This window comes from Acinetobacter gerneri DSM 14967 = CIP 107464 = MTCC 9824, assembly GCF_000368565.1.
Taxonomy (GTDB): domain Bacteria; phylum Pseudomonadota; class Gammaproteobacteria; order Pseudomonadales; family Moraxellaceae; genus Acinetobacter; species Acinetobacter gerneri.
In genome coordinates this window covers 119,517-143,538 of sequence record NZ_KB849544.1, presented here as the reverse complement: position 1 = coordinate 143,538, position 24,022 = coordinate 119,517, and the positions used below count along the sequence as shown (strand labels likewise).

The window sequence follows — 24,022 nt, the reverse complement described above, 5'->3', positions numbered from 1 at the left end:
GAAAGAAAAAGAGCTTGAATATTCAAGCTCTTTTTTTATGTTTTATACAAAGGTAAAGATCTTAATCTAAGTCGGACTGAGTTGACTGTTCAAATCATCTTCTTGATCAAAATCATTTTTCACTGTTGTAAAAATATAATCAGGATGCAGTGAGATTTTGATATTGTACAATACGATATTTAACTCATTTTCAGCTATAGTACCTTGATATTGCGACATTAATTCATCAATATATCTAAATATCTGCTCTCTTGGCATGCTGTTTTTATGAGCCAATTTCAACTCTAAATAATCAATAATATTGCCTAAGAGCCGCTGTACTTGAACTTTCTGTGTCTGATTTTTGCTTTGAAGCAAATACTGCTTGAGATCCAAAAGATTGATCCCTAGTCGAATATCATTTAACAAATGTGTATCTTCATAGAGCTTTTTCTTAGTCGGATGCTTAACTCGGGGCAAAAGTTGATAGGTTTTATCTAGCATTCGATTGATAAAACTTTCACGCTCTTTCCAATATTTTTTAGCGGAAATATCACGTTTTATCGTATTGATAATATCTCTTAAAGCATATTTTTCGATTTGACTAGCAACCCAAATTGGCTTTTTGGAACGCATGGCATAAATCATGAAAAATGCAATACCTATACCTAAAACTGTTGTTAAGCCACTGTTTATCGTAAATAAAAAATCAGAGTGATATTCATTTTTCAATCCCATCAATGAAGCCAAATTAATTGCCAATATCATGCTGATAAAAGCAGTATTTGGAACTGTCATAAATAAAGCTAAGGCAATAAATAGTGGAACAATCACCAATAATAACATTTCATAACTATTGATACTCGGCAGTACCATCACAGCATAAAACAGCACAATCAAGATTGAAACAACGGTAGCATTAATAAACATTTTTAGAGGTGGTAAAGCACTATCAAAGGTTGCAAAAAGTGAACAGGAAATCGCTGCCATCATTGGCATGGATGAGGCTGTGCTATCCCAACCACAAAAAATCCAAAGTAAACAGGTCACCATGATCGTGCAAAAAACAGTAAGTGCAGATAAAAGCGCCAATTTTTGATCTACAAAATAATGTTTTTTAGGTGCTTTTTCATTTGATTTGTACTGATCATTAGTCAAATTTTCATGCAAAATTTGAACTTTATGCATAAAGTGTGTCAACTCGATCAATCTGATGATTAAGGCATAAATCGAAATATTAAACTGAGTTGTTTGTAAATTTGAATATTGCTTTTTTAGCGCGTTCAGTTCAGTTTTTATTTGATGAAATTCATTTTGATTTAATTCAATTTCAGATGATTTTTTTAATTTGTTAAAAATACCTTTTAATTCTTGAGGAATATTTTCTTCGCCCAACAGATTAATTCGTAAAAAAATAGAATCTACAAGCGGTACAATTTGACGCATACTACTTTGTATATTTTCTACAACTGCCGCTTGCTGTCGTCCACGTCGCCCATCATAAACAAGGTGATCCGCTAAGCGTTCAAGATTCATCGGATAGTTTGCAACATTATGTAGAAGGTCATAGCCTTTCCCTTCAGGGTTATTTTCTCGACCATTTAGACTCATTCCAATTAACTGATAAGCATCATTTATCCACTTATCTATCGTCGCTTTAACCGCATTAAATATGTTATTTGGAAACAAAACACGATGCACCAGTGCACTCGACACAACACCAAGTAAAATTTCCTGAAATCTATCCGTCGCAGTCGTAAAAATAACATCTGGCGCCATGACACTTGGAAAGCCAATAATCGTGGCAGTGTAGCCTGCGAGCATAAACATATAACTGCGTGGCGAGCGATCTTGTAATGAGACATAAAGGCACAAAGCAACCCATAAAGAGAATGCTAAACATAAAATAATGGGGGTTTGCACTAAATTTGGCACTAAAAAAAGTGCAACGAGTGCACCGCAAAAAGTACCGATAATTCGGTATAAGCCTTTAGAAAATGTCGATGATGAAAATGGTTGTGATGCGATAAATACTGTTGCAACTGCCCAACTTGGATTAGTCAAATCAAAAGCTAATGAAATATAGAGAGCTAACATTGCTGCGATTGTGGTTTTTATGGCAAATAACCACGAATTTTTTGTTAACCCTAACTTCATATTTTATCCTAATCATATAATCCTAGCATTTCGCTCGGAATTATATTATCAAATTACGATAAAATTGAATAAAAAATATTGTATATTTTTATGTAAATTACAGTATATATCACATATGGATCATTCGACTAAAACGATATGGATTAAAAAACTTTAAGTAGCAAATGCTATTTCCAAACCATATCTAAAGCGTCGATAAGTTTCATATTTAAGTCTTTCTGGTTGATTTGCCAAGCATCGATTTCTGCTTGAGTTGGCTCATTTTGTCCATCACTAGCACTCAAAAAGCGTTTGAAATGATTTAGATAGTGATAAGCAGACACATCGCCTGTTATATCTGCCCCTATTAATTGTCCTTTACATTGTTCAATAAGATTTAATAAATGCTCTGCTAAAAAATGACCTTGATCCCAATTTGTCATTACAACCTCTTTAGACAACACATCTTTATCTATTGACAGATAAATAGGCAAATTAATTTGGCTCATTTCATGTAAAAAATCATCCATTAATTCATCTGGGTTTTGATAGCCGTGCCAAGCCTTTGCAGCACCTATCCACTTCATCCAATGAGCATCCTGTTGGATACTCCAATAATGAACTTTCATTTTACATAGTGGTCTCCAGTGATTTTCCCATGCATGCGCAAGGCTTATATCACTTGAGCTGATCCCCAATACATCAATTCGAGCAACTTGTGGCAATTTACTTGCCCAATTGACCCAAGAACCGCAGTGTATCCCAAATGGATAGCGCATGTTGTCCGGATGATTATCACAAACAATTAAGTGAAATGGCTCGTGATGATTCATTCTTTTTAACAGCAATTGGGTAATATGATGATAGTCACCACTCCCCATCAATACACAACCCAAATTTTCTTGAGCAGGTAATTTAGAACTTAAATAATTTTCTAGCTGACTAAATTGTTTCCATTTACATCCAAATCGAATCATCTCCTGCCATTGATCTAGCTCAATATTTAGCGCTCCATCTGGAATACCTGCAGAGTGATCAAAATTGAGAATAATATGTTGCTTATTCAAGTGATTATTCATGTTTCAATTCCTGCATTTTTTCATGCCAATGACTATCTGATTCAAAGAGGTGCTTTAATTTTCCTAAGACAAATCGCAAAATAGGTTGGCGAATCCAAACAAGATGACGGGTAAATGTAAATTTTGCACCCAGTTGTGATTTCACTTCTGGATCAGTCCAACCTGCAATATAAAAATTTAAACCTTGTTGTTTGGCATAATTTAAATTGATAAACCAACTCACAAAATACAAATTGTGCTCTAATGCGAGAGAATAATTTAAACCAATATATTTATCGATTAAATTGTTTTGGTATTCAAAGCAAATGTTAAAACCAACCAAAATCTCTTGATCCCAATAGAAAAATACTCGCCCACCATTTGAAGCATTAAGTAATATTTCATCAAAAAATTGCGGTGTTAATAAGTCAAAATGTATATCACTTTGCTCATAAACGGCGAGATAGAGTTGATATAATTGCTGTCTAAATTCTGGATTTTGAAACTTTTGATCTCCCGTTTTGAGGATTTCAATATTAAGATTATCAAGACTTTTTAGCTTACGCTTTAAGTTTTTTCGGCGACTTTTCGACAATCTTGATAAATAATCTTCTTGATCCTTAAAATCAATCGGAACATAGGCCAAAGCTTGGCCTTCAACTGAGATAAAACCGTATTTTTCGGCTGTTGTAATGAGTTCTTGGCTAAAATCATTCTCTTTTCTAGACAGCAGTGGTGAATTGATTGGTAAATCTTTAATAATCGTGAGTGTATGATTTTGTGCAATTTGCTTAAGCTTTAAACTCATTTCAATAGCAGAAATATCACTTGATAATGGTGTATATTCACTAACAGTTGTGCCAATAAAACAAGTAGAAAGATTAAGTAATTTTCCCCAATACGGATATGCAAAAAATGATTCTATTTTCTTACGATCTGCAGCATCTAAAGTCGTAAGCAAATTAAATTTGGTAGTAAAAAAAGGTAAAAAATCTGCAGAATTTTGAATACGAAAAGTTTCTGGTGGATATTTTAAAAAAGCGTCTACTAAAGATTGTGGCTCAAGTTGATTTAAATCTGTTCGCATTTTTTTAACTTTATCCAAATAGCTAGGTTTTAAAAATGACATTAATAAATTTTATACTTCTTGAAAATGTGAAAATTACACCGAAATGTAATTTTCACTGTTGCTAGAATAAATTACATTTCTTTTTTTGCACGATTGAACAATTGTTCTAACAATACCATTGCTTGATCAATTTCTTCACGTGAAATTTCCAAGTTAGGTGCAAAAGTGATGACGTTTTTGTAGTATCCACCGACATCAAGAACTAAGCCACATTTTTGGCCTTTATACTCAAGTGTGCCTGATAAACCAATATCCACCATCTTGTCTAAAAGTTCTTTGTTCGGGGTAAAACCATCCGCCTGACAAATCTCAGCACGCAAAGCAAGACCTAGACCATCAACATCACCAATTTCAGGATGGCGAGATTGTAAGTCTTTTAAACCTTCAAGGAAGTATGCACCACTTTCCATGATTTGTTTTTCATAATCTTTTTCTGCAAGCATTTGCATAACTTCCAGACCAACAGCCGTACCTAATGGATTTGAGGCAAAAGTCGAATGTGTAGAACCAACTGGGAACACTTCAGGATTAATCATTTCCTCTTTCGCCCATACACCAGCCAAAGGATTTAGACCGTTTGTCAATGCTTTACCAAACACTAAGACATCAGGTGTAATTCCAAAATGTTCAAACGACCATAGCTTACCAGTACGATAGAAGCCCATTTGAATCTCATCTACCACCAATAAAATACCGTGATCATCCAGTACTTTTTTCAATTCAGGATAAAAATTCATCGGTGGAATAACATAACCACCTGTACCTTGAATTGTTTCAATATAGAAAGCAGCAAATTCACTTTCTCTTACTTTTGGATCCCAAACACCGTGGTATTCATTTTCAAATAAACGTTTAAATTCAGCAACCAATTTAACAGCATACTCTTCAGGAGTCATACCTTTTGGACGTCTAAACGGATATGGGAATGGGATAAATTGAGCACGATCACCAAAATGACCATAACGACGACGATATCGGTAACTTGAAGTAATTGAAGATGCACCTAAAGTACGTCCATGATAGCCGCCTTCAAAAGCAAACATGCGACTTTTACCATGTGTAAAATTACGCACTATTTTAAGTGAATCTTCAATTGATTGAGAACCACCAACATTATAGTGAATACGCCCTTTTACCCCTGTTTTTTTCAGCATATCTTCAGCAATAACTTTACTGAGTTCGATTTTTGTAGGGTGTAAATATTGACTGGCGATTTGAGGTAATATATTGATTTGTTTGATAAGTGCTTGATCTAATCGCGGGTTTTTATAACCAAAGTTGACCGCAGAATACCACATTTGTAAATCTAAATACGGTGTCCCATGATCATCAAAAATGTAGCTACCTTGGCAATCAGTAAATATTTTGGGAGGATTCACATAATGCACAGTATCACCATGTGAACAATATTTTGCTTCGTCTGCCAACAGCTGAGCTTCATTGATTGACATATGACTTATCCTTTAATTTGACCTATTTTAATAGTCCTAATCACAGTCGAATAATTAATATTTTCTATTATTTCAAACTGTTACTTAGAAAACGATGCTATCTTGCTGCCAACTAAGTAAAAATCACTTTGCTGAAATAAAACTTAAAATTTAAAAATAAACCCTAAAGAAGGCTCTATATCAAACCTTCGTTCAACGATTGGGCTATTATGTTGCTGATTAGAAAGATAATTCACTTCAAGTCCTCCAAATAAATTCCAAGTGTTATTTAATTTATAATTCACATTTATATTGGCATAAGGCTGTATGCTATCTTTTGGATGGTATTCAGAGATTCCGGCAGATTTTGCTTCTTGAGCTGATACACCGTAGTAGTAATCATTGTATTTTTTATCATTCCAAGCAAACCCAAGTTCTGGATAAAATGACCAGTCCCCTTTTTTTAGCTCGGCAAGATAAGATAAAGTCCCAACTGTACCATCACTTCGTGACAAAATATCAGTACCAATTTGCGCTTTGAAGCCACCAAATGGTGTAATCCTCATATAACTCGCACCAGCCATTGCAGACCATTTTCTAGATTTTAGAGTACGCAAAGATCCCTTAGGATCAAAACTACTACCGTCATAATACGCATTGATGCGCAGCTCATTCTTATCATCATTGAGCAGATAAAATCCGGCTTCATCACCTTCGATATAGAACTTGTCATTATCATAAAAAAAGGCTGGAAGGATGCTAGAGACAGTAGTATCACCTTGATATGCTTGAAAATCTAAAGAAGTACTTAAACCTACACCGAGCTGATTTTTTTGGTCTTCGGCATGTGCAAATCCTGTAGTAATGCTTAAAATGACCATGCAACTTAAGCTGCTACAAAATGAAAGAACATTATTTTTACTACTTTTCATATCCTCAACCTATTATTTTTAAGACATAAAATTGATTAGTACAGCTAATGAGATATAAGTCTATTTTTAATAGTTTTAAAATCAGATCAGAAAATTAAATTTAAAAAATAGATGATATTTCACATAACTCATAGAATAAATTGATGTATTCAACAGAGGCTAAATCAATAATATTTAAATTAGCTTAATAATTTAAAATTTGAGTATGGTTTAGATGTTTTATAAAGTATATTGTGGTTAAATATTAATCCTCGCTCATGCAATTGTCACAAACTTACGTCCTTTTTCACGTATTAGCAACCTTATTTTCAGTGATTAAAAATAGTAATTTGTTTTATAACAACTCATTTTTATTTGAATAAAGTAAGGATTATTTAAGATTTGAGCGTTATGTTAAAACAGTCCTTCATCACATGTATGAAGAAAATTATTACTATCCACCTGTGAGGCGATGTATGTTCCTTATCAGCCATGATACCTATCCTTCAGCTGTACAATGGCACATTTTATGTGATTTTGACGGTACTATTAGCCTAAATGATACCACTGATTATCTATTACAAAAATTTGCGATGCCCGGTTGGGAGGAAATAGAACAGGAATGGGAACAAGGTAAAATCGGTTCTAAAGTGTGTATGCAACGACAAATCGCATTATTGGATATGTCAAAAAAAGAATTACATCAATGTCTAGACCAAATCGAAATTGATCAAGGGTTTATTGATTTAGTTAAAATGACTATTGCTCAAAAAATTCCATTAACCATTGTAAGCGATGGAATGGATGCTGTAATTCATTATATTTTAAAGAAATATGATTTACCATCGCTACCGGTGATTGCCAACAAACTGGTTCAAACTGGTGACAGGTCATGGCAATTAGAATTTCCAAATGCCAATATTCACTGCGTGAGTCAAAGTGGTACATGCAAGTGCAAAATTGCGCAGCAACATTCTTATGAGCAAATCATATTAATTGGTGATGGCCGCTCAGACTTCTGTTTAGCTGAAACTGCAGATTTTGTATTTGCTAAAAAATCATTGATTAATCACTGTATTAATAACAATATTATGCATGTTGCATTTGAGACTTTTTCTGAGATTCAGAAACCATTGACACAATTGGTTCGCAGTGAGTTTCAACCAGATGAATCAAATTTGGTGACTGCATGACCCCTGATCATTCTTTCTTTTTATCTGGTAATAAAACCGGAATTTTATTGATTCACGGGCTTACCGGTACGCCCAATGAAATGCGCGGTATCGCCAGAACTTTTCATCAAACAGGATACACAGTTTCAGGCGTTCAATTGGCAGGACACTGTGGCAGCGTAGAAGATTTAGTACAAACGCGTTGGGAAGACTGGTATGCCAGTGTTTGCAAAGCTGCCGATGAATTAAAAAAACACGTAAATCAATTATATATTGCTGGTTTATCTATGGGTGCCTTGTTAGCCCTCAAATATGCTTCCGAACATAAAGTTGCAAGTGTGATTAGTTATAGCCCAACATTTCAGTATGATGGTTGGAGCATTCCACTTTGGTCAAAAGTCCTAGCTCCTGTGGTTTTACCTGTGGTTTATCATTTAAATATATGCCGAAATAATACATTTGATGAAGCCGAACCTTATGGCATTCAAAATGAAGCTTTGCGTGCCCGTATCGTCAGTGCGATGAATAGTGGTGACAGTAGCGAAGCAGGTTTACCTGGAAATCCTTGGCATTCTTTATATCAATTGCAAAGACTTTCACGTAATGTTCGTAAAAATTTGAGCAAAATTACTGCCCCTTTACTTGCGCTACATGCTTATAACGACGATGTAGCTCATCGTCGCAATAGCCAAATTGTATATGATCGTGTTTCTGGTCCTAAAAAAATTGTTTGGCTAAATAAAAGCTATCATATGATTACAATCGATAATGATCGTAAACAAGTTATTGAAGAGTCTCTTAAATTTATACAGACTTACACTGATAAAATTGATGAAAAATCTAATGAAAATTTTACTACTGAAAATATCCAATTGAGTAAAGTGATATGAGTCCGATCGTCATCGGGGTATGGTTTCTGACGATTCTTATCGATACGATTGGGCAACTTGCGTTTAAAGCAGCGGCATCTGAAAATACCGAAAATTCTGGTCTTGATCACTGGAAAGCAATGGCAAAGCGCCCTTGGATTTGGATCGGCATTTTTAGTTATATTTTTGAGTTTGTGGCTTGGCTGGCTTTTTTATCGCTCGTTCCGCTCTCTGAAGGTGTAATGCTCGGCAGTATTAATATCGTTGTGATCATGATTGCGGGGCGTTTATTTTTTAATGAAAAATTGACGAAAAATCGCCTAATTGGTGTCATATTAATTTCACTCGGTGTTGCCGTTGTGGGGATTGGGGCATGAAATATTTTTACGTGATCGGCTTTTGTGTATTGATGGCATTTGATACATTGGCTCAAATTAGTTTTAAATATGCTTCGATTTATGCCATGCCTCTCAGTTTTGATCTTGATTGGTTAGTTCGTGTATTTAGTCATCCGTGGATTTATGGTGCATTTATTGGATATATAGGTGCTTTTTTTACATGGATGAGTCTACTCAAACACGCACCTGTAGGTCCTGCCTTTGCAGCTTCACATTTAGAATTGGTCAGTGTCACCTTGCTGTCGATTTGGCTTTTTAATGAACCACTCACTTTGACTAAAATCATTGGCGCAATTTTGATTTTACTTGGTGTCATTTTCTTAGCCAAAGATGAAACTGAAGAAGATGCTAAAGTCCCCCACAATATCCATTCATAAATTATTCATTCGCAGATAAAGTGCAATTTTTGCATCATCATTCAATAGGAGGAAAATAAGCTTGAATAGAGAAATTCCTCCCACAAATGGTCTTCCTATTGAATTTAAAGATCTTTTTTCAAAACAGGATCTCTCTCGAAACCTTTCAAAACAATTAAATATCCTGAAACCTGCTTTAACCTGTTCAGGTACGGTGGCATTGATTCTGGCATTAGAAACCTTACATGAATTAGAACCTGAAAAAAATCAAGTTATTATCCCTGCTTGGACTTGCCCACTTGTGGCATTGGCCATTATAAAAATTGGTTTTGTACCGATCTTATGTGATTTAGCAGCAAATGATTTTCAGTTTGATCAAACTCAACTTTTACAGAAAATATCGCCTAAAACCTTAGCTATAATTGCTACACATTTTGCAGGATTGTACTGTGACCTTGCTTCAATTGTACCATTGGCAAAAAAACACGGCGTATTTGTTATAGAAGATGCCGCCCAAGCACTGGGTGCAAAATACAAACAGCAAAGTGTCGGCTTACAAGGCGATATTGGCTTTTTTAGTCTGGCATTTGGTAAGGGATTAACCAGTGCTGAAGGTGGAGTTTTATTTAGTTCCAATCTACAAATTCATCATATTTTACTAGAAAAATCTAAGAAACTACCTATCTTACGTGACTGGGAAATAAAACGAAAAGTAGAGTTAATTGGCTATTATTTATTATATCGGCCAGCAACGCTCAACTATATATACGGGCATCATTTACGTAAATCTTTAAAGCAAAATGATGAAATATCTGCGGTTGGTGATGACTTTGATCTCAACGATATTCCTATACACCGCTTAGGTATATGGCGTAGCCGAGTTGCGGCTTCGGCTGCCCTACGTTTACCTGAACACAATCAGCGTGCCCATAGACAAGCGCTGTTACGTATCGAGAAACTTAAACAATTACCCAAGCTTAAAATATTTGAAGAAGCAGATAATTATTCATCTAATTTCCCTTTTATACTTATCCTGACTGATAATGCCACTACATGTAAAAATATACTTGATCAACTCTGGACTAAGGGTTTGGGTGTAACCAAGTTATTTGTACGGGCAATCCATCAGTACCCTGCATTATGCCAATTGAAATGTGATATGCCGAACGCTGAAAAATTCGCACAATGTAGTTTCAGCATTACAAATTCATTTTGGCTAGATGACCAAAGCTTTGAAATGATTTATCAAACCATAAAAAATATAGTTGAAACTGAATATTCTATTTCACCCATATCCTGAGAAAATGATTATGCATTAATAGGATTAAAGTCAAGAATAACGGTTAAACCTTGACCTAGACCTGACTCCAATAACATCTGGTAATTGTTTTGTTGCATGAGTACTTTACATAATGCCAAACCTAAACCATAGCCCTGACCTTGTGATGATTTTCTCCAAAAACGTTGACCCGCATTTTTAAGATCATCCTTGGACATCCCTTTACCAAAATCTTGAACATATAATTTATGATTTTTTTGATAAATTTTAACTTGCGAAGTCTCAGCGTGCTTCAATGCATTTTCAATAATATTCCGTAAAATAATTTGTATCGCATCGTCAGCGATCATCACTGATCCTAAACTTTTCCAATCAACCACCACCAGATTTTCAATATCCGCATATATTAATTTTAATTGATCAATCACTTGATTTAGCTCAAAATTTAAATAAATTTTTCCTATTTTCTTATCTTTTTGATGTTCCGTTTGACTGAGGATCAATAATTGCTCTAAAAGATTTTGATAACGTGAAATATTAATTTCTGCATCATTTAAACATTCAACTAAATCCTGATGATTTACATTTTGCTCTGCAAGCATTTTGCTCAGCTGAACATTGGTTTTTATTGCAGTTAATGGACTACGTAATTCATGCGCTGCATAGGCACTAAAATTCTTTTCATTTTCCAAACTGAGTTGCAATCGCTCTACCAATTGTAAAATATTCTCTATAAATGGTTGAATTTCTTTAGGCATCGACTTCAGACTACGATGAGTCAAATATTCAAGTTCTTTATCATGTTTATTTTTATAAATAATCAGTGCTTTAGTCATATCATCTACAGGTTTAAACTCGACACGTATTACCCATAAAATCAATAATATACAAATAATCAATGTCAGTATAAGCGGGTATAAAACTGATTGTAATATTTCAACTAATAATTTCTCTCTTACTTCAACTTTTTCAGCAGAAACGACTCTTAAATGTTGCTTTTTTAAAACATAACTACGCCATACATTTTGATTATGATCAGTCCATGTACTAAATCCTATCGGACGATCACCAAGTTCATTTGGTGCACCGCGTGTTCTTGCAACGATTTGTTTTTCTAAAGAAATATCTGCGCTAAAAAATGAAACCTCACAAGCAATTAAGTTTTGTTGATCTGTTTCATTGACGATTGGCCTAGCTGATTCTAATAATTCATTAGAAGGTATCTGATTTAATAATCTTGCCACCATGTGTGCTGAGGCTGATAGACGTTCATCAAGAGTTTCAGACATTTTATTTTCAAGATTATTATAAAGCCAAGCAAAAGCCACAGCCCACACCACGATAAATGTCCCGACAATACCCAGAACTAAACGCCATTTTAGGCTATAATTTTTCATGTCATTTTCTCAGAATTTGCATGAAATAAATAACCTACACCACGAACTGTTTGTATCCTTTCTGAACCTATTTTTTGCCTAAGATGAAATACATGTACATTCAATGCATTACTTTCAATATTTTCTTGAAATCCATATACTTTATCTATTAACACTTCATTTTTGAGTACTTGGTCAGGATAAAGCATAAAAGTTTCAAGTAATGCATATTCTCTACGTGCTAACTGTACCTCTTCACCTTGAAAAAAAACTTGTTGTGTCGCTTTATCCAATTTCAAATCACCTAAAGTAATTAAATTGCTTGCATAACCACGATGTCTTCGACCTAATGCATGAATTCTTGCAATTAATTCTGTTAATTCAAAAGGTTTTGTTAAATAGTCATCGGCACCCAAATTCAACGCATCGACACATTGTTTCGTTTTATTTCGTGCCGTTAAAATCAAAACGGGTAAATGAACTTTTTTTAGTCTCCAGTTTTTAAGTAGATCTAAACCATCCTGATCAGGTAAACCTAAATCAAGCAAACATAAATCTACGGATGTATTTTGTATATAATAATCCGCATCTTTTGCAGTCCTGACATGCTCTATGGAAAAATTGAGATGTTGCAACGCCAATTTGATACTTTTTGCGATAAATGGATCATCTTCGACTAGTAAAATAAACATCAATTCTCCTTTTGAGATGTTAAATTTACAACTCAAACTTGCTTTAACATGCTCGAATTTGACTATCTTACAAAGAAAAACAACTGTTAATGCTTTCTTAATCTAAATCTATGGATAATGTTTGTAAATGAAATATATTTTTGGAATTATGAATTTTAAATATTTAATAAACTTGGTTCTATTTTCTGTATTGGCTTTGTCGCACATCGCCCACGCCAATACTGGTTTTTTACCGCCAGACCAAGCATTTCAATTTTCGGCAGAATCTACATCCAATGATAAAGCACAATTAAAATGGAAAATTGCGCCGCATTACTATTTATATCACGATCAATTTAAGGTCACGATCAATAATGCCCCTGTAAAGCTCAATTTACCAAGCGGGCATGAAAAAGATGATCCAACTTTTGGTCGAACTTTTGTCCATTACAATCAAGTCCAAAGTACTATTTCGGTAAAACCAAATTCGAGTTACTTCGTTACATGGCAAGGTTGTGCTGAAGATGGACTTTGTTATCCTTTACAAAGAACAACGATAAAAACGGATAGCGATGGTCTTTTTCCACAAACGTCATCTAATGCAAATCATGGTTTAAATATATTTAAGCAACAAAAAAGTGCCAATTTAATTGATAATTCAGCTGAAAACGAAAATAAAATACCCCCAACAACAGCAAAAAAATTAATAGAAAAATCTCCTGTAGAGCATAAACAAGACCCTGTTGTTGATCAGCCGACAGTAGAAAAGCAGGTTCTAAACCCTCAAAAAGATACTGAAACTCAATCTCCAATTGCTTTAACAGATGAAGTCACTCCTGAAACCTCAACTGCTTCAACCGATGAACAGAAGCAAGATATTTCAACTGAATTGGATAATAAAAACATAAACTCAAGCAATGTAAATGAAAATACATCGTCATTACAATGGAATGATGATAGTGCTTTTTTCCATTTATTGAATAAAGACAGTATTTTTATAAATTTATTTATTTTCCTAGGTTTAGGAGTATTGTTGGCATTTTTACCTTGTTCATTGCCTTTAATTCCAATTCTCTCTGGCATCATCGTACAACGTGCCTCGGGTTATAAAGCTGCCGCAATTGCATTAAGTTTTGTCATTAGCATGGCGATTGTTTATAGCATCATGGGAATTGTCGTTGCAGAAATTGGTTATAGTTTTCAGCGATGGTTTCAAAGTCCAATCATCGTTTCTATTTTTGCCCTTTTCTTTGTATTGCTTGCATTGAATATGTTTGGCTTGTATCAATTGGCCTTACCTCAAAGTATCGCGCAAAAATTAGACCGATTACAAAACAAACAAAAAGGTGGAACCTTTTTAGGCGCGATCGTTATGGGGATGTTGTCTGCCTTGATCGTCGGACCATGTATGAGCGCACCTTTAGCTGGAGCACTTCTCTTTGTTTCTCAGTCGCAAAGTGCCTTTTTGGGTGGTTTATATCTATTCATTTTAGGATTAGGGATCGGTCTTCCTTTATTTATTGCCAGCGTTTTTGGCTCTAAATACCTGCCAAAACCCGGTCTTTGGATGGATCGATTAAAAGTCAGTTTCGGTTTTATTATGCTGATGGTTGCCGTCTATTTCTTTAGACCAATGCTAGCAAATTGGCTCTATAACACCTTATTTGCAGCTTTGCTTATTGCACTGGCTATATATCTACTTTGGATTATCACTAAATCACAGAAATTTTCACATAAAATCATTTTGAGTTGCTTAACCCTTCTCTGTCTTGGTCTAAGTATTTGGAATATAAAAAATACAGTAAATCGCATGCATATTGAAAATGCTGAGCAACATTATGAATGGACCACAGTCAGTACTTTGGATGAGCTTAATACTGCGATCGCACAAGCAAAATCTGAAAATAAGCATATTGTTTTGGATGTTTATGCTGATTGGTGTGTTGCCTGCCAACCTATTGAACGTGAAGTTATGCCTCGAAAAGACGTTCAAACAGCTTTGCAAAATTTCACTCGAATTAAGTTAGATTTGAGTAAATACAATGCATCACAAGATATTATTTTGAAAAATAAGCAAATTTTAGGACCACCTACTGTACTGTTTTTAAATCATGATGCGAGTGAAAAACGTGATTTGCGTTTAACAGGTACATTTACAGCTCAAGAGTTGATTACTCAATTAAATAAGGCTGAACCATAAGATGATCACACCAAATGCTGTTCATCTGGGTCCGTTGATGTTGCCGTGGATTATCATTATCCCTGTTTTAGGTATTTTCTGTGCGATTTTAATCAGTGGGTTTTACAGGAAAAGTGCAGAAATATCACAGCCAATATGGGAAAAGTTCAAAGATTCTATTTGGGGCTGTATCATTATCGGTTTGCTGATCGCAAGATTGGTATTTATCGGCTTGAATTTCCAAGCTTATTCAACAAATTGGATTGATATAATCAAAATACAAGATCATGGTTTTGAACCATTTTCTGGATTTATTGCAGCTTTCATTTATTTCTTATTTAAAAATAAGAATTTCAATAAAAAAATCTTGGTCATCGCCTTATCTATTTTCATTGCAATCAATGTTGTTGGCTTTAGTGCCTTAAAGCAATATCAAAAACAGTATCAGATTTTTCCAGAACTTAGCTTTATGGGCTTAGATAATCAACAATATCAACTTAATGACTTTCGCGGAAAACCAATTGTAATCAACTTATGGGCCAGTTGGTGCCCACCTTGTCGCAAAGAAATGCCATTGTTAAGCAATGCACAAATAGCCCATAAAAACGTGAATTTTCTATTTATTAATCAGGGGGAAGATGCTGAGGCGATTCAACAATACCTCGACAAACAAAACATTAAACTTCACGGTATTCTTTTAGATAAAAATGGTGAACTTGCCCAAAAAACAGGACTATTTGGTTTGCCGAGCACCCTTTTCTTTGATGCAAAAGGAAATCTGGTGACCACACATATGGGCGAAATAAGTCACGCAGTTCTAGAGCAAAAGTTGAAATCGATACAGGAATGAAGATGAAAATACATAATCTAGGCTTAATATTTGCAAGTATTTCAATATTTTTGAGTCAAAATGTTTTAGCAGAAACAGTTAAAGAACAATTGCAAAAACAAGGCTACCAATTTGTAAAACAAATCGATGCTCCGCAAGGTTTAACAGGTTGGGCTGGATATAAAGATGAATATCCATCGACCGTCTTTATTTCAAATGATCAAAAATACTATATCGTCGGCGATTTATTTGATAAAAGTAATGTAAATTTGACTGAAAAAGCCATCAATGATCATGTGAAAACGGCTGTATTAGATGAGGTATGGAGTTCACTTGAAAAATCTAAATGGATTCAGGATGGTGATCCCAAAGCCCCTAAAGTTGTTTATGTATTTTCCGATCCTAACTGCCCTTATTGTCATACCTTTTGGAAACAAGCACGCCCTTGGGTTGATTCTGGAAAAGTCCAATTACGCCATATTATGGTGGGTGTGATCCGTCCATCAAGTAAAGCACAAGCAGCAACATTATTGAGCGCTAAAAATCCTGAAGAAGTTTTTAAACTTTATAATCTCTCTGAGGGTAAAAATAAAGTGAAAGAAATGCAAAATATTCCAAAAAATCTATCCGATCAACTCGATGAAAATGCAAAACTCATGGATAAATATGGTTTTTATGCGACGCCGGGTATCGTCTGGAAAAATGCAGATGGTGAAGTGCAAAGCCAACAAGGCGCACCAAAAGATATAGCTAAGTTGCTCAATTAACTAACTTAGAATATAAAAAAGCATGTGGTCTGTTTTATATAAACCACATGCTTAATTTTACTACTCTGTTAACTTAAGGTTTTTCACCATTTGCCAGACGCTGTTCAATATCATCTAGTACAGCAGGTAAATCAGCGATACTATCTATGACATAATGTGCATTTGAAGTGCGCATTTTTATGTATGCTTTTTCTCTTAAAATTTCACGTTCTTTTTCGGTTAAATCTTGCCATTCAGCATAACTCAATCCGACTTCATTACCACTAATTGCTAGGCCCACAGTCCAGCATCCAGCATTTAGACCTTCATGAATCCCAACAATCGTGTCATCTACTTTGACTACATTTTTGATATTGGATACATCTAGTTCAGTGAGATTTTTCCAAAGCATTTCTGGGTTTGGTCGACCATGCTTTACATCACTTGCTGTGATGATACAGTCTGGGTTATACCCTTGTTGAGCTGCTAACTGAACTAATTCACCAATCATCATTTTGGCATAACCAGTATTACTCCCAATTTTTGCCCCACGATTTTTAATATTTTCAAATGTTGCTAAAGCTCCCGGTATCAATTCAGCACAATTCGGAATTGTTTTAAGCTGATACGGAATGAAATCTTGATATAAACGATCAATATCTTGTTCGGTCGCTTTGGCCCCATATACCTGTAACCATGCTTCAGCCACACGTGGCATAGCCAAAACGGCTGCAATATGATCACGCTTTTCTAAACCCATCGGTTCACGTGCTTCTTCAATTGAAATTTCAACATTATTGTCTTTAAATAATGCCATGAATGCTAAAATTGGAGCGCGAGAACCAAAGTCAACTGTTGTACCAGCCCAATCAAATACTACTGCTTGAATTTTATTTACATTTACCATGATAAGTTTACCTAATTAAGTGGTGTTTACTTCAAGTTTGAATTTACTAAAATATTGAATATGTCGATTTTCAAAGTTCTTTTTGGCAATATTGTTCAATTGCCACTAATAAACGATCTATATCAGATGGATAAACTTCTCCGATATTGCCAATACGGAAACAATTTAAATCTGAAACTTTTCCGGGATAAATCACAAATCCTGAGGCTTTAAGTGCTTCATAAAATGCTTGAAAACTAAACTTTTCATTTTCAGGATATAAAAAAGTGGTAATAATCGGAGATTGCTCAACGGTGTTATCTAAAACCAATTTGAAAGCTAACTTTTGCATGCCTTGCTCGAGTTTTCTTTGATTTTCCTGATAACGTTTAAAACGAGCAGCGACCCCGCCTTCGATGTCTAATTCAAGTAAAGCCTGATAAAAAGCGCGTACAACATGTGTAGGTGAAGTAAAGCGCCATTTACCTTCATACTTTTCCATGGTGTTCCATTGATCATATAAATCAAGACTTACAGATCGAGCACGACCTTGGCATTTTTCGATTTGTTCGCGTTTTGCTACTACAAAGCCAAAACCTGGAACACCTTGAATACATTTATTCGCACTAGAAATTAAAAAATCTATTTCTAAATCAGCTAGATCTAATGGGACTCCACCAAATGAGCTCATTGCATCGACGATCCAAATTTTCCCAGATGATTTGACCAACTGCCCAATTTGCTTAATTGGATTGAGGATTCCTGTAGTCGTTTCGCAATGAACACAAGCCACATGTGTGATTTTTTGATCTTGGAGCACTTGTTCTATTTCTTTTAAAGAAGGACTTTGAGTCTCTGCATAATTTAACTCTACAACTTCAATATTTAAATACTTCGCCATTTGCACCATTCGTGCACCATAAGCGCCATTATTAATAATTAAAATTTTTCCATCTCGCGGAATCACTGAACCTAAAACCGATTCAACAGCAAAACTTCCGCTACCTTGCATAAGCACTGCCGTATATAGCTCTGTATTTTTAGTTGATAGATTAACTAATTTTTGTCGTATTTCTTGTACAAGTACATTGTACTCTTTATCCCAAGTACACCAGTCACGTTGCATTGCTTTACGTACTGTATTTGACGTTGATAAAGGTCCAGGAGTGAGCAGTAAATAGCGATTCTCTAAATCGTGATCTATAACTTGGCTCTCAACTTCACTTTGCTCTCGGTTTAGTTCTGTTTGAATATTCATGTAAATGTCTCTTCTTTGATCTATAAATTAATCTTACACCAATCTGGTTTAAACCAGATGACAGAAACAAAAAAATTAAAATATTTTTTGCTCTAAAATTTCTTGCATAAATCCAGCGCCCGTCGTCATTCCCTTACCAGCAATTGCACTAATCAAATAAATATTTGGTTCAGCTTCAGTGACAAGTGCCATTTTTTCAGGGTGACTAAGATAAGAACCAGTCCAACGTTTGGAAATTTCTGGCAGATTTATGCCAATATTTTCACTACAATATTGCAAAATAAATTGATTAATTTCTTCACGTTGTTCATATCGTGGTGTATCACCAATCTCGTCATATTCATGGCTATCACCAATAATCAATTCTCCAAATTCATTTTGTTTAATTAATATATGTATCCCATAATCTTTCACGAGATTGGGCTGTTCATTTTGCTGTAAAGCTACGTAGCTCGGACAGATCTCAAACGCAGGATAACGTACAATCGATAATCCAGAATAAATAGACATGTCGAGCCGTTGATGAAATGGTTTGGTGAGTGCCATTTGTAAAGTACAAATCTTTGCACCTGATTGTTTTAATAAATCAGGATATAAAATATCGACTGTAGCGCCATGACATATTAAAATTTTACTTGAGCTATAGCATTCTGAATTTGCTAGTTTAGCTTTACAAACACCTGATTCATTGAAAGTTTTTATTACACTACTATTTGTAATAACCTCAATTCCTACTGCGCGGGCATAATCGAGTAGTCTAAGTCCGATTAAATGGGGCTCTACCGAATAATCATTTTCAACAATTAAGGCACCTTCAAAATCGTATTTAGGTCGTAAATAATCAAACCTGTTGTTTAACATTTTTGGGCTTAATAATTGACTCGCTATTCCATATGCAGCTGCACTTTCTGAAAATTCTTTTAAAACATTGAACTCCAGTTCTGTATTGGCTAGATATAATCCAGATCTTTTCTGAAATGAAATATCAGTTTTATCTTGAATTTTCTTGTAAAATTCACATGTTTTTAGTGCATATTTATGCCATTTAGTTTCAGGTTTTGCCAAAGTTGAAGTTCCAACCATGCCAAAATTACGTCGTGTAGCTGCGTTGGGTTCAGCATCTTTTTCAATGATACAAACTTTTAACCCGTGTTCCTGAGCTTGAATTGCCGCGCTTAAACCTAAAATCCCAGCACCAACAATAATTAAATCAAATTGCGCTTTCACTTTATTTTCCACTTTAAACTTTTCAAACCAACTAAAATCAAGCAAGTATTTCCACTTACATTATCTTGATAAGAAGATGATTATTAATATGAATCTTCACGCCATTTTTGAGTATTGATTAACAATTTTCGTGTTAAAAGCCAGTGCAATATTTTCACTGCCGCAGAGGTCAATAAAATCAAAATACTCATTGCTACAGCAGCAACCGTATCACCAGCATCATCCATATTAAGCACTGCTACTGCTGCCAGATTTGTATCAGGAGAATAGAGAAATATCGCCGCAGAAACTGTGGTCATTGCATTGACAAACATATAAACCGTAACGTCACAAAGTGCTGGCAAACATAGTGGTAAATAGACTTTCCAGAGCATTTTCCATTTTGATGTGCCGAGTGACTCTGCGGCTTGATCAAGTTGAGCTGGAATTTGTTTAATGGCATTACTCAAGGTTAAATGTGGCACTGTGTAGTAATGGATTACAGTAGAAATCACAAGAAGTGTCATGGTTCCATACAAAACTTCTAAATGACTTGCTGGACGATTAAAGTATAAAATATATGCAATACCGAGGACTAAGCCTGGCACAGCCAATGGCAGTAAAACGAGGATTTGTACATAGTTTTTAATCAATGGATGAGTCTTAAAGCGCTCTGTTAACAAGGCAATCGTAAAAATTAATGCTGTACCAAAAATCGTACTCAATAGCGCCATTTTAATTGAATTAAAATATGCACCCCAGCCACCACCATCTGCATAATCAAAACGATAATGATTGAATGTTAAAGTTAAATCATAAGGCCAATATCTAATAAATGAAGCTAAAATTGCAGTAATAATCACCAATAAAATAAAAGCAGAAATCACACTACAAAAAGCAGTTAATGCAAATTCCAATTTCTTATTTTGCTTCGCAATATAAGGTTTAATTTGAAAACTTTGATATCTTGCCTGACGCTTACTTTGAAAACGATCAAATGCGAATGCTAAGACCGCAGGACAAAGTAACAAAATCGAAATCACCGCACCCATATTAAAGTTTTGTTGCCCAATTATTTGCTTATAGACATCCAAAGCCATCATATTGAATGAGCCACCGATCACTTTTGGGATACCAAAATCTGTCAAAACATAGGTAAATGAAACCAGACATGCACTGACTAATCCATAGCGAATTGCTGGCAAAGTTACGTGAAAATGTGTACTTAATAAGCTCTTGCCTAGTGATTGGGAGGCCTCTATTAAACGCTGATCAATATTTCGAAATGAAGCCATCATCAACATCAAAATTGCAGGAAAAAGCCAGAAACAATAACTGATCAATATTCCAATTGGGCCATATATTTCAGTATTACCAAGCAAGCTTTTAAGTACGCCTTGTTGCCCAAATAAATAAACCAATGCCAAAGATGGCAATAATGACGGTGCTAATATAGGCAAAAATGCGACAGCTTTAAAAAAACCTTTTGCTTTGATATTGACATTAGTTAAGGCAAAAGCATAAATGCTTGCTAAGAACACAGTAAGCGACGTTGCAACAAAAGCGATCCAAAATGAATTAAAGATAGAGCTGAGTAATGAGGCATTAGAAAAATAGGCATAGAAATTAGATAGCCCTATAAGAAACTGATTTTCATCATAAAATGCACTTTTAAACAACATCATCAATGGCGCAATGATCAATAAACTCAATACAACTGCACAGATAAATAGAGCAAGCGTTGAACGTAACGAATAGCGATTTTTCTGACGTGTTTGGGTTTTTAAAATAGCAGATGCTGTCTGATTTAACATAAGGCATGTCCCTGCTCATCAAAAACGTGAAGCATATTCGTTACTACTTTGATCCACATTTTTTCTTGTAAAAATTGAATATTTTGCTGTTCAATTTCAATCTGTAGAATTTCAGTTGATGTACTATTTTCCAAATCAAGCTTAGAAAAAATACGGCGTTTTGCACCTAAAAACTCACTACTTATCACTTGAATAGGTAATAGTAAAAATTGATCATTTTCATGTGGTTTTTCACTCAATATTTCAACAGCTTCTGGGCGAAAACCTACAGTGTATTTCTGCCCTATTTGAACATTTGAAGCAGAAACTTTGATCGTAGTATTTTCAAACACTGTTAATTGATGAGAATCATGTGAAATCGCATCTAAAAAATTCATTGTCCCAATAAACTGAGCTACAAATTTACTTTGTGGTTTATAGTAAATATTATGTGGCGTATCAATTTGTTCAATGATGCCATGATTCATGACCACCACACGGTCAGAAATACTCAGCGCCTCTTCCTGATCATGCGTTACCATTATCGTTGCCAGATTAAATTGTGTTTGAATCGAGCGAATTTTTTGACGCAAATTGAGTCGAACTTGTGCATCAAGCGCCGATAAGGGTTCATCCAATAACAAAAGGTCGGGTTTCGGTGCAATTGCTCGCGCTAAAGCAACTCGCTGTTGTTGTCCACCAGACAGTTGATTTGGATATTTTTTGGCAATATCTGGTAAAGAAATCAACTCTAAAAGGAATTGGATTCGTTCTGCTCGCTGTGCTTTATTCCAAATCTTTTTATCCAATCCAAAGGCAATATTTTCTTCCACAGTTAAATTTGGAAATAATGCATAATTTTGAAAAACGATTCCACATCCTCTTTTTTCAGCATTTTGCAAACTAATATCAACGCCTTTTTTGACGATTTTTCCATAATCCTGGTTTTCAAGACCGGCGATAATCCTTAATAAAGTCGTTTTACCACAGCCTGATGGACCTAAAAAGCTAACAAATTCTCCAGCTTTCAAATCTAAATTGATGTGATCGAGCGCTTTGAATTGTCCAAAATTTTTCTGTATATCAATCATTTCCAAAATTGCTGGATGATGATCAGGATATTTGTAGGTTTTTAGCGTCGTCAGCAAATGACCTGCTGTGTTTTGCTGTGGCTGAGCTTGCCTACTTGATTGTAGCGATGTCGGGATTTGCATAATGCACCTAAATTTTCAATTTTATAAAATGTTATTTTTCAAACCGTTTTGACCATTCAGCCAAAATCCGTTCGCGATGTTCTGCTGACCAATAAAAGTCATTTTTAACCAATTTTTTTGCTAAATCTTTTGGAAAATCTGGGCTGCTCGTTTCAACCCCTTGATATGCCACCATTGAAAAGTTTTTTGCATAAGCTTCATTTGCAGAGCGCGTCACTGACCAATTGATAAATTTCTCAGCACTGCTTAAATGTTTGGTTCCTTTAACGATGGCTGAAGCTTCCATTTCCCAACCTAGCCCTTCACTTGGATAAACGACTTCTAAAGGTGCACCGCGTGATTTCAATTTAAATGCTGGATATCCAAAAGAAATTCCGATTGGAGTTTCCCCCTGAGCTGCCATTTTGCAAGGCTTAGAACCAGAGTGAGTATATTGGGAAATATTTTTGTCGAGTGCTTGCATATAGGTCCAAGCTTTTTGCTCGCCCCATATTTGCATCCAAGCGGTCACATCCAAATAACCCGTGCCACTCGAAGCTGGATTTGGCATAACAATCATATTTTTATAAATTGGTTTGCTTAAATCCTGCCAAGATCGTGGAATAGGTAATGATTTTTTTGCGAGTTCAACGGTATTTACACAAATCGCAGATTCCCAAGCATCCATCCCAGTCCATGTCGGAACGCTTTTTGGACTCACAAAATTGGTTTTTAGATGTTCAACACCTTTAGGTTTATAAGCTTGCAGTAAATCTTTCTTTTCCATGACCAATAAACTGGTCAGTGCCAAGCCAAAAACAACATCAGCTTGGGGATTTTTTTGTTCTGCCAGTAATTTTGCGGTGATCACACCTGTTGAATCACGAACCCATTTCACCCTAAGTTCTGGATAAGCTTTCTTCAATTCCCATTGATAACGCTTGAGTTGATCTGCTTCAACTGCCGTATAAACCGTAATTTGTTCTTGTTCTTTATTGCTCGTATGTGTTGAACAGGCAGCTAAAAATGCACTATTCAATACAACAAATGCCAGTGCTAAAGTCTTTACTTTGAGCAAGCGTATATTTGAAACTTGGCTTTTACCATTCTGAACACGATGTAAGATTTTACTGTGTTGAACATACCGACTCATATTTTTTCCTAAAGA

Annotated in this window: 21 protein-coding genes; 8 read left to right on the top strand and 13 right to left on the bottom strand. The window is 35.1% G+C overall.

All coding sequences use genetic code 11. The features are described 5' to 3' along the window. Positions 1 to 66 precede the first annotated feature (66 nt). From F960_RS11940 to F960_RS11920, 5 genes are all read right to left on the bottom strand, one after another. Positions 67 to 2,136: an FUSC family protein gene (locus F960_RS11940; protein ID WP_004865467.1), complete on the bottom strand. Its 2,070-nt coding sequence runs from the start codon at positions 2,134 to 2,136 to the stop codon at positions 67 to 69. A gap of 167 nt (positions 2,137 to 2,303) precedes the next feature. Beyond that, positions 2,304 to 3,194 (bottom strand): arginase family protein, encoded by an 891-nt coding sequence (locus F960_RS11935; RefSeq protein WP_004865464.1) that lies wholly within the window; start codon positions 3,192 to 3,194, stop codon positions 2,304 to 2,306. Beyond that, a complete protein-coding gene (locus F960_RS11930; protein WP_035373152.1) occupies positions 3,187 to 4,260 on the bottom strand; it encodes a GNAT family N-acetyltransferase in 1,074 nt (357 codons plus the stop codon). Before F960_RS11930 ends, F960_RS11935 begins: the two co-directional genes overlap by 8 nt. A gap of 113 nt (positions 4,261 to 4,373) precedes the next feature. Beyond that, positions 4,374 to 5,753 carry an aspartate aminotransferase family protein gene (locus F960_RS11925; protein WP_004865458.1) on the bottom strand — a complete coding sequence of 460 codons (1,380 nt, stop codon included), beginning with the start codon at positions 5,751 to 5,753 and terminating at the stop codon, positions 4,374 to 4,376. 143 nt (positions 5,754 to 5,896) lie between these two features. Further along, positions 5,897 to 6,664: a MipA/OmpV family protein gene (locus F960_RS11920; RefSeq protein WP_004865457.1), complete on the bottom strand. Its 768-nt coding sequence runs from the start codon at positions 6,662 to 6,664 to the stop codon at positions 5,897 to 5,899. Positions 6,665 to 7,119: 455 nt separating this feature from the next. On the opposite strand from F960_RS11920, the gene F960_RS11915 reads away from it, so the two are divergent. The 5 genes from F960_RS11915 (at position 7,120) to F960_RS11895 (ending at position 10,738) form a co-directional block, all read left to right on the top strand. Then, complete coding sequence (locus F960_RS11915) at positions 7,120 to 7,836, top strand: MtnX-like HAD-IB family phosphatase (protein ID WP_004865456.1); 717 nt, start codon at positions 7,120 to 7,122, stop codon at positions 7,834 to 7,836. Beyond that, complete coding sequence (locus tag F960_RS11910) at positions 7,833 to 8,705, top strand: alpha/beta hydrolase (RefSeq protein ID WP_004865453.1); 873 nt, start codon at positions 7,833 to 7,835, stop codon at positions 8,703 to 8,705. The genes F960_RS11915 and F960_RS11910 overlap by 4 nt, the downstream gene beginning before the upstream one ends. Further along, positions 8,702 to 9,061, top strand: coding sequence for an EamA family transporter (locus F960_RS11905; protein WP_004865451.1), 360 nt, complete (start codon positions 8,702 to 8,704; stop codon positions 9,059 to 9,061). The genes F960_RS11910 and F960_RS11905 overlap by 4 nt, the downstream gene beginning before the upstream one ends. Beyond that, entirely contained in the window at positions 9,058 to 9,459 is a 402-nt protein-coding gene (locus F960_RS11900) for a DMT family transporter (RefSeq protein ID WP_004865447.1), read from the top strand. Before F960_RS11905 ends, F960_RS11900 begins: the two co-directional genes overlap by 4 nt. Positions 9,460 to 9,520: 61 nt before the next feature. Next, positions 9,521 to 10,738 (top strand): DegT/DnrJ/EryC1/StrS family aminotransferase, encoded by a 1,218-nt coding sequence (locus F960_RS11895; RefSeq protein ID WP_004865444.1) that lies wholly within the window; start codon positions 9,521 to 9,523, stop codon positions 10,736 to 10,738. Positions 10,739 to 10,746: 8 nt separating this feature from the next. Here F960_RS11895 and F960_RS11890 read toward each other — a convergent pair whose 3' ends face one another. Further along, on the bottom strand, positions 10,747 to 12,114 hold the full coding sequence (locus tag F960_RS11890; protein ID WP_004865441.1) for a sensor histidine kinase: 1,368 nt from the start codon (positions 12,112 to 12,114) through the stop codon (positions 10,747 to 10,749). Continuing rightward, entirely contained in the window at positions 12,111 to 12,785 is a 675-nt protein-coding gene (locus F960_RS11885; protein WP_004865439.1) for a response regulator, read from the bottom strand. Before F960_RS11885 ends, F960_RS11890 begins: the two co-directional genes overlap by 4 nt. Positions 12,786 to 12,912: 127 nt before the next feature. On the opposite strand from F960_RS11885, the gene dsbD reads away from it, so the two are divergent. The 3 genes from dsbD to dsbG are packed head-to-tail and all read left to right on the top strand — an operon-like array spanning position 12,913 to position 16,539. Continuing rightward, positions 12,913 to 14,964, top strand: a complete 2,052-nt coding sequence (dsbD, locus tag F960_RS11880; RefSeq protein WP_004865437.1) for a protein-disulfide reductase DsbD — start codon at positions 12,913 to 12,915, stop codon at positions 14,962 to 14,964. A gap of 1 nt (position 14,965) precedes the next feature. After that, positions 14,966 to 15,793: a TlpA disulfide reductase family protein gene (locus F960_RS11875; protein WP_004865435.1), complete on the top strand. Its 828-nt coding sequence runs from the start codon at positions 14,966 to 14,968 to the stop codon at positions 15,791 to 15,793. A gap of 2 nt (positions 15,794 to 15,795) precedes the next feature. After that, positions 15,796 to 16,539 carry a thiol:disulfide interchange protein DsbG gene (dsbG, locus tag F960_RS11870; RefSeq protein WP_004865431.1) on the top strand — a complete coding sequence of 248 codons (744 nt, stop codon included), beginning with the start codon at positions 15,796 to 15,798 and terminating at the stop codon, positions 16,537 to 16,539. Positions 16,540 to 16,612: 73 nt separating this feature from the next. On the opposite strand, the gene phnX is transcribed toward dsbG, so the two are convergent. The 6 genes from phnX to F960_RS11840 all read right to left on the bottom strand — a co-directional run bounded on the left by phnX (position 16,613) and on the right by F960_RS11840 (position 24,007). Continuing rightward, complete coding sequence (phnX, locus tag F960_RS11865; protein ID WP_004865429.1) at positions 16,613 to 17,425, bottom strand: phosphonoacetaldehyde hydrolase; 813 nt, start codon at positions 17,423 to 17,425, stop codon at positions 16,613 to 16,615. A gap of 70 nt (positions 17,426 to 17,495) precedes the next feature. After that, complete coding sequence (gene phnW / locus F960_RS11860) at positions 17,496 to 18,662, bottom strand: 2-aminoethylphosphonate--pyruvate transaminase (RefSeq protein ID WP_004865427.1); 1,167 nt, start codon at positions 18,660 to 18,662, stop codon at positions 17,496 to 17,498. A 75-nt stretch (positions 18,663 to 18,737) separates the two neighbouring features. Beyond that, complete coding sequence (locus F960_RS11855; RefSeq protein WP_035373150.1) at positions 18,738 to 19,889, bottom strand: TIGR03364 family FAD-dependent oxidoreductase; 1,152 nt, start codon at positions 19,887 to 19,889, stop codon at positions 18,738 to 18,740. Positions 19,890 to 19,972: 83 nt separating this feature from the next. Then, a complete protein-coding gene (locus F960_RS11850; RefSeq protein ID WP_004865424.1) occupies positions 19,973 to 21,682 on the bottom strand; it encodes a putative 2-aminoethylphosphonate ABC transporter permease subunit in 1,710 nt (569 codons plus the stop codon). Next, positions 21,676 to 22,875, bottom strand: a complete 1,200-nt coding sequence (locus tag F960_RS11845; protein WP_004865420.1) for an ABC transporter ATP-binding protein — start codon at positions 22,873 to 22,875, stop codon at positions 21,676 to 21,678. The genes F960_RS11850 and F960_RS11845 overlap by 7 nt, the downstream gene beginning before the upstream one ends. Before the next feature lie 31 nt (positions 22,876 to 22,906). Then, positions 22,907 to 24,007 (bottom strand): putative 2-aminoethylphosphonate ABC transporter substrate-binding protein, encoded by a 1,101-nt coding sequence (locus F960_RS11840; protein ID WP_004865416.1) that lies wholly within the window; start codon positions 24,005 to 24,007, stop codon positions 22,907 to 22,909. Between the last annotated feature and the right edge of the window lie 15 nt (positions 24,008 to 24,022).

Excerpts from the sequence above, each read along its gene's own strand:
- F960_RS11940 (WP_004865467.1), bottom strand. The coding sequence starts at position 2,136 with ATGAAGTTAGGGTTAACAAAAAATTCGTGGTTATTTGCCATAAAAACC.
- F960_RS11935 (WP_004865464.1), bottom strand. The coding sequence starts at position 3,194 with ATGAATAATCACTTGAATAAGCAACATATTATTCTCAATTTTGATCAC.
- F960_RS11930 (WP_035373152.1), bottom strand. The coding sequence starts at position 4,260 with ATGCGAACAGATTTAAATCAACTTGAGCCACAATCTTTAGTAGACGCT.
- F960_RS11925 (WP_004865458.1), bottom strand. The coding sequence starts at position 5,753 with ATGTCAATCAATGAAGCTCAGCTGTTGGCAGACGAAGCAAAATATTGT.
- F960_RS11920 (WP_004865457.1), bottom strand. The coding sequence starts at position 6,664 with ATGAAAAGTAGTAAAAATAATGTTCTTTCATTTTGTAGCAGCTTAAGT.
- F960_RS11915 (WP_004865456.1), top strand. The coding sequence starts at position 7,120 with ATGTTCCTTATCAGCCATGATACCTATCCTTCAGCTGTACAATGGCAC.
- F960_RS11910 (WP_004865453.1), top strand. The coding sequence starts at position 7,833 with ATGACCCCTGATCATTCTTTCTTTTTATCTGGTAATAAAACCGGAATT.
- F960_RS11905 (WP_004865451.1), top strand. The coding sequence starts at position 8,702 with ATGAGTCCGATCGTCATCGGGGTATGGTTTCTGACGATTCTTATCGAT.
- F960_RS11900 (WP_004865447.1), top strand. The coding sequence starts at position 9,058 with ATGAAATATTTTTACGTGATCGGCTTTTGTGTATTGATGGCATTTGAT.
- F960_RS11890 (WP_004865441.1), bottom strand. The coding sequence starts at position 12,114 with ATGAAAAATTATAGCCTAAAATGGCGTTTAGTTCTGGGTATTGTCGGG.
- F960_RS11885 (WP_004865439.1), bottom strand. The coding sequence starts at position 12,785 with ATGTTTATTTTACTAGTCGAAGATGATCCATTTATCGCAAAAAGTATC.
- dsbD (WP_004865437.1), top strand. The coding sequence starts at position 12,913 with ATGAAATATATTTTTGGAATTATGAATTTTAAATATTTAATAAACTTG.
- F960_RS11875 (WP_004865435.1), top strand. The coding sequence starts at position 14,966 with ATGATCACACCAAATGCTGTTCATCTGGGTCCGTTGATGTTGCCGTGG.
- dsbG (WP_004865431.1), top strand. The coding sequence starts at position 15,796 with ATGAAAATACATAATCTAGGCTTAATATTTGCAAGTATTTCAATATTT.
- phnX (WP_004865429.1), bottom strand. The coding sequence starts at position 17,425 with ATGGTAAATGTAAATAAAATTCAAGCAGTAGTATTTGATTGGGCTGGT.
- phnW (WP_004865427.1), bottom strand. The coding sequence starts at position 18,662 with ATGAATATTCAAACAGAACTAAACCGAGAGCAAAGTGAAGTTGAGAGC.
- F960_RS11850 (WP_004865424.1), bottom strand. The coding sequence starts at position 21,682 with ATGTTAAATCAGACAGCATCTGCTATTTTAAAAACCCAAACACGTCAG.
- F960_RS11845 (WP_004865420.1), bottom strand. The coding sequence starts at position 22,875 with ATGCAAATCCCGACATCGCTACAATCAAGTAGGCAAGCTCAGCCACAG.
- F960_RS11840 (WP_004865416.1), bottom strand. The coding sequence starts at position 24,007 with ATGAGTCGGTATGTTCAACACAGTAAAATCTTACATCGTGTTCAGAAT.